The sequence below is a fragment of the Paenibacillus luteus genome, assembly GCF_006542765.1.
GTDB lineage: Bacteria > Bacillota > Bacilli > Paenibacillales > Paenibacillaceae > Pristimantibacillus > Pristimantibacillus luteus.
In genome coordinates this window covers 54,635-66,028 of sequence record NZ_SKCD01000006.1, presented here as the reverse complement: position 1 = coordinate 66,028, position 11,394 = coordinate 54,635, and the positions used below count along the sequence as shown (strand labels likewise).

Sequence of the window (11,394 nt, the reverse complement as noted above, 5' to 3'; positions counted from 1 at the left end):
GCGATAGAGGTAATAAAGCATTTGCCTGCAGAAGTGCAGTATAGCTAGTACAGCACTATTTCTTGTGTAAGATCTTTAAAGCGATTGCCTTTGAATGCAGGCATAATTTGTTTCCCTAAGATTTACGATTCTCCTAACTCGTTTGTGGCTGCTTAGCAGCCATTCGAAAGAAATTCAACTCGTATAACGCTTGCGAAACTTGGTTGGCGGCAGTCCGATCTGACGGGTGAAGCAATTGGAGAAATAAGGAACGTTCTCGAAGCCTACATGCATCGCGATTTCAGCAACGGGCCACTCCGTCTTCAGCAGCAGGAGCTTCGCCTGCTCTAATCGGTATTTGGCTAAGTAATCAATTGGTGTCATGCCATACACCTGCTTCATGCAGCGGGTGATATAGTTGTAGTGAAAATTGAGCGTTTCGGACATGGTTTTGCTCGTGATCTCCGTACGGTAATTGTTTTTGATGTAAGCTTCCGTCTTCTCGGCGAGCGTGACGACGGGGCTTGTATAGCTTTCATTTTGGCGTAAATCCATCATGCGCAGCAGCTCCTCAAAGGTTTGCTGTTGCGTCCAAAAAGCGCTAGATTGGCGTTCGCTGCCGGCCTTGTTCAGCGCCCGCATCAACCGATAAGCTTGCTCGGGATAAGGCAGTGTCCATGCTTTTTGAAGATGAAGCGAATAGGGTGAAGTTAGAAAACGTTTATAATGTGCTTCATGATTCAGATTGGCATGCTCCAGACTGGATTGTTGCCATTGCCCGACAGCCTGGAAGTGAACCCAATAGAAGACGGTATTCTCTTCTGAGGGTTTGACGGAATAATGATATAGATCGGGAAGGAGCAGAAGGGTCTGTCCTTCCGTCAATGACCACCTTTGCTCCTCCTCGCCGATAAACAAGCAGCCGCTTTCCACGATGAGCAAATCGAATACGCCAAGCTGCTTTCGGCTTGGGTGCTGGTCGCCAGGCTGATGAAGGGTTACGCCGCTTTCTAGGTAATAGGGAAGCGGCGGTGCCGCAAAATAGACATGCTCTGACGTTTCTGACATCGATGATCACACTCCCACTTGTGTGAAATTTTATAAGAAATAGGTTATTTGTGTTTGTAGTTATGTTCCATTCTAACGCATAAAATAGAAATCAGCAGTATGAAATTTAAACAATGCTGGAAGAGGTGCAGTGCAAATGGGACAAGCGATTAGCCAAGATCACGCAAAGCCGGTATCATTGAAGCAAGTGAAGATAACGGATGATTTTTGGAATTATTATATTAACCTAGTTAGGGACGTTGTTGTGCCTTACCAATGGGATGCCATAAATGATCGGGTTGAAGGCGCGGAGCGAAGCGGGGCGGTCAGCAATTTTAAGATTGCTGCTGGTTTGGAGAAAGGTGACTTTTACGGCTTTGTGTTTCAAGATACGGACGTAGCCAAGTGGTTGGAAGCCGTTGCTTATTTATTGGAGACGAAGCGGGACGAGGCGCTCGAGCAGGTAGCAGACGAGATGATCGACATTATAGGCAAGGCGCAGCAGCCGGATGGCTACTTGAATACGTACTTCACGATCAAGGAGCCGGACAAGAAGTGGACCAACTTGACCGAATGCCATGAGCTGTATTCGGCTGGGCATATGATTGAGGCTGGGGTCGCTTACTATCGAGCTACGGGCAAGCGGCAGCTGCTCGATATCGTCTGCCGGATTGCAGATGACATAGCAGTTGTATTCGGGGATGGCCCCGGCCAAATTGCCGGCTATGACGGCCATCAGGAAATTGAGCTTGCGCTTGTAAAGCTGTATGAAACGACAGGCAGTCGCAAGTATTTGGAGCTAAGCAGCTACTTCATCGATAAACGCGGACAGCTGCCAAACTTCTTCGAAGAAGAGGCAGACCGCCGCGGAAGAACAACGCATTGGAGCAATAACAAAATTCATATTGAACCAGAATATTACCAAGCGCATGTGCCCGTAAGGGAGCAAGAAGCGGCAGGTGGCCATGCGGTACGCGTTGTTTACATGCTTGCAGGTATGGCTGATGTAGCTCGGGAGACAGGGGACGAGTCGCTCCTTGAGGCATGCCGCAGGTTATGGGACAATATTGCATCGAAGCAAATGTATATTACGGGCGGAATCGGCTCGATGGCTCAAGGGGAAGCTTTTTCCTTCGATTACGATTTGCCGAATGACACGGTTTATTCCGAAACCTGCGCTTCAATCGGCTTGATCTTCTTCGCTCACCGCATGTTGCAGCTTCAGCCTAACAGCCGCTATGCAGACGTTATGGAGCGGGCATTATTCAACACCGTTATTGCGGGCATGTCGCGCGATGGCAAGCATTTCTTTTACGTGAATCCACTGGAGGTTACGCCGGAGGTTTGCGAGGGGAAAAACAAAAATTTCAATCATGTGAAGCCGGTCCGCCAGGAATGGTTTGGCTGCGCATGCTGCCCGCCGAATATTGCCCGCTTGCTGGCATCGCTGGGCGAATATTTGTATTCGACGAAAGAAAACACCATTTACTCGCATCTCTACATTGGCGGCGAGGTGGAGCTCTCCTTAGGCGCTACGAAAGTGCAGCTTAAGCAGAAATCGAGCATGCCATGGGAAGGGACAGCGCGCTTTGAGGTATCCGTAGAGCAGCCTGCTTCATTCACCTTGGCGCTTCGTATTCCGGATTGGTCCTTGAAAGCAGCCGTGCTCGTGAACGGAGAAGCTTATGCCATTGAGGGGAACATTGTGGATGGCTACGCTCATATTAACCGGATTTGGTCTACTGGCGATGTGGTTGAGCTGACGTTTGATATGCCTGTTCTGCGGGTGAGAAGCCATCCGCTCGTTAAACAAAATGCGGGCAAGGTTGCGCTACAGCGAGGTCCGCTCGTGTACTGCATAGAGGAAGCGGATAACGGTGCGCAGCTGCAGGAGCTTCTGCTGCCGCAGGATGCCAAGCTTGATTTGTCCTTCAACAATGAGTTGATTGGCGGGATACAGGTCATTAAAGCGGATGCGCTAAGGCTTCAGTTCGAGCAGTGGGGAAGCCAGCTGTACCGCACCAACACGGAAGCGGTATTGGAGCCAGCCAAAGTAACCTTCATTCCGTACTACGCTTGGGCCAATCGCGGCCAAGGCGAGATGGCGGTGTGGGTGAAGGAACGGTTGTAAGAACGGTTGTAAGAAAGGTTGTAAGAAAGGTTGTAAGAAAGGTTGTAAGAAAGGTTGTAAGAAAGGTTGTAAGAAAGGTTGTAAGAAAGGTTGTAAGAACAGTTGGAAGTACAGTTAATAAAGTAATCCTCCAGTTCTGTTTGGTGGATTAGCAGAAGGTTAATTTATATGATGCATGACGCACACCCCGAAAATGAACATCAGATAACCTTTATGGTTTCTGAGTACAATTTTTGGGGTGTTTTATTGTTGCTGTTTTTCGTTAACTTAGGCGTATAATGTGGAATTATAGGGAAAAATTTCATCTAAACGCATCGGAAGCTCCAAATTCCATAAAATAGAGGGAGCAATTCCTGTTAATTCACACCGAGAGTGGGGATAAGCAAAGTGATGCACAATCAGACGAAAGAGAAGATAAGAAAATGAAATAGTAGGAAACACAGCTCTTTTTGCATAAGAAGGTGAGATTCATAAGTGTGTTTTATATAGAATGAATTTCCAGAAACTATGAGATTTTGGTCAGCATGCTCAAAAACTTTGTTACAGGCTTAGTAACATAAGATTAATTCCGCAAAAGCAACTGCTTCATTGTTTCTGACGGGTGGGGTGAGATCATTTATAATGGTTATGCAATAATTTGCTGCAATACTGGGAATTTTCGTTAATAGAATTAATAACTAGAGGATACTTTTCGATCAATCTTACAATATGCAGGGAGGTAAGTTACATAGTTATAGAGGGTATTCATCTAAAAAACGTGTCCGTTCGCTGCAAGCCAAGTATTTTGGGTATAGTTTCTAAAGTTGATAAGTTGAATAATTTTAGTCATTATTTCTGCACTTCTACTGTTTATGGAGTTGTAAGCAACCCGGGTGCTGGTGCATGGGCTCTGTCCTATTCGTTGGCGGGAAAAGCGAAGCATGGTTCTGGAGATATTGTTTCAGGAGATAATGAAAAGTGGGATCTGAAAAGGTTAAGACAACATAGTTGTTATGTTGGTGATATTCTTTATAAAAGAAATAAATGGGGATTGAAGTATTATCCCACGGTTGAGCAATTACTTGAAGAAGATGTAGTGTTACCTAAGCAGTCGATTAACAACCTAGTAGAACAATTGGAAATTTCGCCAACTCGAATGAATCGTCCTTTGCACTTGATAAGCAATGAACGATGGAATGCCACAGTTGCTATTGGGCTTGCGCAGGGCAAGTCTATATTTTGTTTTCCATTCTTGAATAAGGATTGGAAGGAAAGTCTGATAGTTAGACTAGAAACTTGTAGTTCTTTGCTGAAAAATCATCAATGCATTACGATTGTACCTTCTGATAGCGAGTATATACTTACGAATATTGTGGGTGAAGTTGTTAATTTGTAGCAGTAATGTAAGCTAGTATTTCTAAAAACGCTAATTTCATTGCACAAAGAAATACTCATAGATTCTTGGGGAGGGGAACATGTGTGTTAATGCTGAAAGCAGAAATTATGTTTCTGGAGTCTGGTTTATCAAATAATATAAGTACAAAAAATATAAATAGGCCGGGAATTAATTTAGGCAATAATTTAATTTTTTCAGGCACGATAACTCCAATTGATAATATTGAAAATTTTATAAGAGGTATTTGGTATGAGGTGAATATCGAAATGCCCACTGTAGAAAACGAAGCTTATCAAAATATATCTCAATTTATCGTTACCGGAAACACTTTAACAATACAAACAGGGGCCAGAAAGATTGGTTTAGGAAAAATTATTGATTACTTATATTATTTTTGAAAAAGTATTAATCGAGTGGACAAATACTGAGATCATCTTGAATCGTACCTGATGAAGATGATATGACTCCAATTTGTGGGAAAAAGAATCATTCGAGCTTAAACCACTACCGTATGAATCAACTAAAAAGGAATCATGTAAATGCCGCATTCGAGCCCACACCTCGAGTGCGGCTTTCTTTTTTCCATGAAACACTTCCTCTCCCTCAATAATTATATACTTTATCGGGGCTTCACCTATACTTTTTACATTGTGCTCCATTGTGTTTGAACTTACAATCTAGTTAAATTGAGGAGTCTGACCATTTTAAAGGAAGGGGAGCTTGGCGATGGTAAACGTTCAGGATGTTATGGATGCGTTGGAGGGATCGGCCGGCCCCCAAAATGATAGTGTGGATCGTTTGTGTTTTGGCGACCCGCAAGCCGAGGTAACGGGCATTGCCGTAACCTTTATGGCGACGCAGGCTGTGCTGGAGCGAGCGGTGCGTACAGGCGCAAATTTGATCATTTCACATGAAGGCTTATTTTATAGCCATCATGATGTCACAAACCAAGGGCAAAACTCGGTTGCCGCTGCCAAGAGGCGTTTTTTGGAGGAGAATGGCTTTGCGGTCTATCGGTTTCATGATGGCATCCATCGCAGTCAGCCCGATGGCATTATGGAGGGATTAGTCCAGGCTTTAGACTGGCAAGCTTATGTGACGGAGCATCGGCCGGAGGCAGCGCTGCTGACGATGCCGGAAACGAGCGTCGATCAGGTCATTCTCCATATCAAAAGAAAGCTGTCTCTCCCGTACGTCCGCGCGGTGGGGGAGTTGTCAATGAATTGCAGCCGCATCGCGCTGTTAGCAGGCTATCGCGGCGGCAGAGATACCGCAATTCCGCTATTTGAAAAATATCACGCAGATGTAGTTATCTATGGAGAAGGTCCGGAGTGGGAGACGCCGGAGTATACGCGCGATGCTCAAGCTATGGGGAAACGTCAATCGCTTATCGTACTAGGGCATGCGGAGAGCGAGCAGCCGGGGATGGAGCTAGCGGCTCGCAGGCTGAGCGAACGGTTTCCGATGCTCCCGGTTCATTTTATTCCTGTGGAACCACTTTTCCGAATAGTGTAAAACGGCTTCATAGCTGCATAACAAGCCAGACAGAAGATATCATTAATCATCATCGAGGTCTAAAGGGAGGAAATAAAGATGGCATTGTACAGCGCGATTATTGTAGACGACGAAGTCTATACCCGAAAGGGCCTCCGAAAGCTGATCGACTGGGAAGGCTGCGGATTTCATATTGCGGGTGAAGCCGACAACGGCGAGGATGCGCTTGAATTAATTAAGACGCTTAAGCCCGCGCTTGTGATTACCGATATTCGGATGCCCGTGATCGATGGATTGGAATTGATTAGGCTTGTCACGACGGATAAGGGAACACATCCCACGTTCATTATTATGAGCGGCTACAATGACTTCAAATATGCACAGCAGGCGATGCGCTATGGGGTGCATGATTTTGTCGTGAAGCCGATTGATGATATTGAGCTGTCGCATATTCTTGGGAAATTAAATGTGGAGCTCCAGCGCGAGCATGAGGAGCAAGCCAGCAGGGAACGGCAGCGCGGCAGCGAGATGATCAAATCGCTTATTCTAGGGGAAGCGGATGAAGTCGCCCTTGCAGAATGGGAACAGCATCTTCAGTTGAAGCATGGGGAGCCCCTCGTGTATCTGTTTGCCGAATTGAATGACAACCATAAATGGCAGCCGTCCGATCAGAAAATATCCGATGCAAGGTTTAGGGATGCCGTCCGCGAGGAGCTTCTCCGGTTAACGGCTTCTGACCGGTTGATCTGCATGCATGAACATCGGAATCGGCTTGGCATATTGCTGCCCCGTGTGCTGATGGCTCCGTTTAATGGGGAGCTTGAGCGCTTTTTGCTTAAGCTGCGAATGGGACTCGATGCTCATTTCGGACCGCGCGCATTTTTGTATGCGGGTTCATTAGTCTCTGGACTGCCGAGTATCCGCGAGTCCTATATGGCAGCTAAGGAAGCCTTGCTTTATAAGTACAGCCATGAGAAGAAAAGAATCGTGATCTATGATCAGATTCAGTCTGAGCAGTTGAATTATATTGGCTTTGACCAGCTGCGGCTTGACCGATTTATGGAGCAATTCGAGGAGCAGAAGCTGGCAGAGGTCAGAGCGACCGTTGATCAGTGGTTCGATGATTTTGAGCAGAAGCATTACGCCCCGGAAGCTGTGAAAATGAATGTTCAGCAATGCCTCATGAGAGTGATGAAGACGATTCGGGATATGGAGGGTGACGAGCATACGTTATCCACGCTGGAGCCGCTGCTTAACTGGCATGATTTGAACCTGACGCTTGGCGAGCTGAAGAGGCTGTTTGTCGCTTTCATCGAGGAGAGCGGGCAGCTAGTTACAGAGCTCAGAAAGGAACAGCAGAAAGGCGGCATCCAGAAGATCAAATCCTATATCGAAGTTAATTTCTCCCAAAATATTAGCCTCAAAAGCATTGCTGCCCAGTTTTATATCAATCCCGTCTATTTAGGCCAGTTGTTTAAGAAAACCTACGGCGTCTATTTCAATGAATTTTTGCTTCAATTGAGAGTGAACGAAGCGAAGCGGCTGCTGCGGCAATCCTGCTCGATGCGGGTCTATGAAATAGCAGAAAAGGTCGGCTTCAGCAATGCGGATTATTTTGTGACCCAGTTCGAGAAGATTGAGCATATGACACCAACGGAGTACCGCAACAAGCTGATGTAAGCTTGCTCTCTACTATCATCCCGTTTCCGGGAAAAAAGGGGAATATTCGCGTGAAGCTGCGCCTGAGTCTCAATAATGTCCGTTTGCGCAACAAGATGCTCATTCTGTATCTTTTTTGCGTCTTTATTCCAATCGTATTCACCAACGTGCTGTTCTACAATGTGACCACCAATAATGTTAAAAATCAGCGCATGAAGGACATCTCGCGCGCGGTCGAGCAGATCAACATTGACTTTCGGTCTGAGGTTGAGGATGCCGTTACGATTTCATCGGTCTTTTATACGGATTACAATTTGAATCAAATCTTGGAAACCGACTATGACGAGCCAGCGGCCTATATCGAGGCCTATGATACCTATTTTCGCAGAATCTTGAATACTTATCCCCCGGTGTATACCTCTATTCAAAACATTAAATTTTACGTGGAAAATCCAACGATGCTGCATTCGGGCGGCATTGGCTATTTGTCGAGTGAAATGAAGCAAACCGACTGGTACCAAATGCTGAATAAGCAGGACGACGCCTACCCGATCTTTGTCCGGACGCAGCAAGAGGACCTTTATTTGAAAACGGATACAAGCACTGCGAAAAATACGTTTAGCATCATTCGTGCCATGAACTATTTTGAATCCAAAAACCATTGGCAAAAGTATTTGAAGATTGATCTAAAGGCAAGCACGATCGAGCAAATTTTCCAGAACCAGAATTTACAGGGCAATATCTACTTAGTGAACGATAAAGGGGACATCGAATTTACGACGGACCCTGCGGTGGATTGGCGCATGGATTCCGTTGCCTATAAGGCGCTGGAGTTTCCGAAGGATGCGATTGAATTTCAGGCCGAATACTCGTATGTGAGTTATTTGGAGGACTGGCGCATTATTGCGACGATTTCGGAGGAAGAGGTGCTGAAGGATGTGCGGCAGTCGAGAGAGTTTATTTTCGTACTGGCCTGCCTGAATATCTTTATTCCGACTTTAATTATTTTATGGATTACGCGTTCTTTGAACGAGCGGCTGGTTCGGATTTTGCGGCATATGAAAAAAGTGAAAAACCAAAATTTCGATACGATCAAGCAAGGCGAATACTTGGACGAAATCGGGCAATTAACGAGTGAATTCAATCGAATGACGATCCAGGTGAAAAGCTTGATTGATGATGTGTATGTTGCGGACATCCAAACAAAGTCTCTTGAGCTGGAAAGACGGAAGGCTCAGTTGAACGCTCTGCAAAGCCAAATTAATCCGCATTTTCTATTCAACGCGCTGGAAACGATCCGGATGCGCAGCTTGATTAAGGATGAGACGGAGACAGCGAAAATTATTCATAATATGGCTAAAATATTTAGAACCTCGCTCACATGGGGCAAGGACCGCGTGATGGTAAGCGAGGAAATTGAATTTATTGTTTGTTTTCTGGAAATTCAGAAGTACCGCTTTGAGGACCGGATGGATTACCACATTGATGTTGCTCCTTCGGCCAAAGACTGTCCGGTGCCGAAAATGATGTTTTTGCCTTTTGTCGAGAATGCGAGCATTCACGGCATCGAGCCGCTGAGGCATGGAGGCAAAATTGAGGTAAAGGTCGAGCGTGAAGCGAATGAGCTGATCTTTACCATTAGAGATAACGGCATCGGCATGAATGAGGACAAGGTTAGGCAGTTTTACGGTTATTTAGACAGCGAGGAAGAGATCGGTGAGCGGATTGGTGTACAAAATGTCATTTACCGCATGAAGCTGATCTATGGCGATCGTTTTCACTTATTGATTGAGAGCAGCCCCGGAGCAGGCACGTATATTCGGGTTAGGGTTCCGTTGGAATAGTGATGCTGCTGCTGGCCAGCGATTGAAGATATATGCTTTCCTAAGCAGGAACTATAGTTTAATGGGTAATCAAAGTGCATGGCATTTTTTATAATGAAAATGCTTACAAAAACAAATCGAACACGAGAGGGGTTAGAAAAAGTGAAAAAGAGAATGGTAATGATTTGTTTGGCTGCTTTCATGGTATTTACTGCTGCATGCTCGAATAGCAATGGCGGCAATACAAAGCCAACAGACAGCACGAACAACCCTAGTGAAACGACAAATTCAGACACAAAGCCAGTTGAAAAAGTAACCTTTAGTTATTTTAACGGCGTAGCCGCAGCTAAGGATACGAACACAAACGAGACAACAATCGGAAAAATTTTGGAGGACCAGACAGGTGTCAATTTTAAAATTGAGCATTTGGTCGGTGACCTGAATACGAAGGTTGGAACGATGATTGCTTCCAATGCTTATCCGGATGTCATGATTCCGGATGCTGCAATCGACAAAATTTTAGACGCTGGTGCTTTTATCGCCCTGGATGACCTTATTGAGAAATATGGTCCGAACATTAAACGGGTATATGGTCCATATTTTAATCAAATGAAAGCTGCGGATGGGAAAATTTACTTCCTGCCTTTCTCTAATACAGTTGGAGAATATATTCCAGATCCAAATATCAACCAAGGTGCTTTCTGGGTTCAACGCCGCGTGTTAAAAGAAGCTGGCTACCCAAAAATCAAAACGCTTGACGAATACATGGAACTCATCAAGAACTTTGTGGAGAAGCACAAAGATGAGGACTTAACTGGTTACGTAGCCCTGACACATGACTGGAGATTTTTCGCAACAGCAAACCCGCCAATGCATTTGGCTGGTTATCCGAATGACGGAAATGTCATTGTCGATATGAACACGTTTGATGCGAAGACATATGCAGCAGATGAGAATACGAAGCGCTGGTTGCAGAAGCTGAATCAAATCAATGCAGATGGTTTGTTCGATAAAGCTTCCTTTGTAGACAACTACGATCAATATTTGGCGAAATTGACTTCTCATAAAGTGGTTGGATTCTTCGATTACGGCTGGCAGTTTGCCAATGCGCAAAATGCGCTTAAAGACGCAGCTAAAGTAGACCCGACGCAGGATGATTTTGTATACTACCCGCTTCCGATTACATTTGACGGTCAAAAGGATCAATATCTTGACCCTCCTGGCTTTGTTAAAAACCGCGGCATGGGCATTACCGTAAGTGCCAAGGACCCTGAACGCATCGTTCAGTACTTGGATAATCTGTTGACAGACGAGAACCAAATTCTTCAAAAATGGGGCATTAAAGGGGAAACGTACGAAGTCAACGATCAAGGTCGGATGTACCGTACAGAAGAACAAATCGCCAAGATTGATGAACCTTTCAACGAAAAGTTTGGCTTTAAGTATTATTCTTGGAACTGGCCGCTGTACAACAACGGATCATCCTTGCCGGATGGCAACTCCGTAGCGCCGGGAATGCAAGCAGAAGTATTTCAAATGAGCTTGACCAATGAAGACAAAGCTATTCTCGAAAAATATGGTGTGAAAACCTATTCGGAAATGTTCGCAGCGCCAGATGACCGTCCATGGTATCCGGCATGGGGCATTCCGAAGGAGCAAGGCTCCTCGCAGCAAATTTGGGAAACGAAGAAAGACGAAGTTACGAAAAAGTATTTCCCGAAACTCGTCTTGGCTAAACCGGCTGACTTTGAGACGGTGTGGACAGAGTACACTGACGCTTTCGGCAAGCTGGACACGGCAGCCTATGAGAAATGGACGACGGAAGAAGTGAAAAAGCTGATTGAAGCAGTTAAATAAAAGGGTTAAGTAACGGTGGAGGACCGGAC

Annotated in this window: 8 protein-coding genes; 7 read left to right on the top strand and 1 reads right to left on the bottom strand. The window is 45.4% G+C overall.

Annotation, left to right across the window (positions count from 1 at the left end; all coding sequences use genetic code 11):
* Positions 1-174: 174 nt before the first annotated feature.
* Positions 175-1,047: a helix-turn-helix domain-containing protein gene (locus E0496_RS04485; RefSeq protein ID WP_141500464.1), complete on the bottom strand. Its 873-nt coding sequence runs from the start codon at positions 1,045-1,047 to the stop codon at positions 175-177.
* Between the two features lie 136 nt (positions 1,048-1,183).
* Here E0496_RS04485 and E0496_RS04480 point away from each other — a divergent pair, with 136 nt between their 5' ends.
* The 7 genes from E0496_RS04480 (at position 1,184) to E0496_RS04450 (ending at position 11,365) form a co-directional block, all read left to right on the top strand.
* Complete coding sequence (locus E0496_RS04480; protein ID WP_141500463.1) at positions 1,184-3,157, top strand: glycoside hydrolase family 127 protein; 1,974 nt, start codon at positions 1,184-1,186, stop codon at positions 3,155-3,157.
* Positions 3,158-3,941: 784 nt separating this feature from the next.
* A complete protein-coding gene (locus E0496_RS04475) occupies positions 3,942-4,532 on the top strand; it encodes a hypothetical protein (RefSeq protein ID WP_141500462.1) in 591 nt (196 codons plus the stop codon).
* Between the two features lie 83 nt (positions 4,533-4,615).
* Entirely contained in the window at positions 4,616-4,930 is a 315-nt protein-coding gene (locus E0496_RS04470) for a hypothetical protein (protein WP_141500461.1), read from the top strand.
* 328 nt (positions 4,931-5,258) lie between these two features.
* The gene (locus E0496_RS04465) at positions 5,259-6,047 is read left to right on the top strand and encodes a Nif3-like dinuclear metal center hexameric protein (protein ID WP_141500460.1); all 789 of its coding nucleotides are present in this window, start codon (positions 5,259-5,261) and stop codon (positions 6,045-6,047) included.
* A gap of 78 nt (positions 6,048-6,125) precedes the next feature.
* Positions 6,126-7,706, top strand: a complete 1,581-nt coding sequence (locus E0496_RS04460) for a response regulator (protein WP_141500459.1) — start codon at positions 6,126-6,128, stop codon at positions 7,704-7,706.
* 95 nt (positions 7,707-7,801) lie between these two features.
* Positions 7,802-9,529: a sensor histidine kinase gene (locus E0496_RS04455; RefSeq protein ID WP_141500546.1), complete on the top strand. Its 1,728-nt coding sequence runs from the start codon at positions 7,802-7,804 to the stop codon at positions 9,527-9,529.
* A gap of 99 nt (positions 9,530-9,628) precedes the next feature.
* The gene (locus E0496_RS04450) at positions 9,629-11,365 is read left to right on the top strand and encodes a type 2 periplasmic-binding domain-containing protein (protein WP_175598010.1); all 1,737 of its coding nucleotides are present in this window, start codon (positions 9,629-9,631) and stop codon (positions 11,363-11,365) included.
* Positions 11,366-11,394: the final 29 nt, after the last annotated feature.

Excerpts from the sequence above, each read along its gene's own strand:
- E0496_RS04450 (WP_175598010.1), top strand. The coding sequence starts at position 9,629 with ATGCTTACAAAAACAAATCGAACACGAGAGGGGTTAGAAAAAGTGAAA.
- E0496_RS04460 (WP_141500459.1), top strand. The coding sequence starts at position 6,126 with ATGGCATTGTACAGCGCGATTATTGTAGACGACGAAGTCTATACCCGA.
- E0496_RS04455 (WP_141500546.1), top strand. The coding sequence starts at position 7,802 with ATGCTCATTCTGTATCTTTTTTGCGTCTTTATTCCAATCGTATTCACC.
- E0496_RS04480 (WP_141500463.1), top strand. The coding sequence starts at position 1,184 with ATGGGACAAGCGATTAGCCAAGATCACGCAAAGCCGGTATCATTGAAG.
- E0496_RS04485 (WP_141500464.1), bottom strand. The coding sequence starts at position 1,047 with ATGTCAGAAACGTCAGAGCATGTCTATTTTGCGGCACCGCCGCTTCCC.
- E0496_RS04465 (WP_141500460.1), top strand. The coding sequence starts at position 5,259 with ATGGTAAACGTTCAGGATGTTATGGATGCGTTGGAGGGATCGGCCGGC.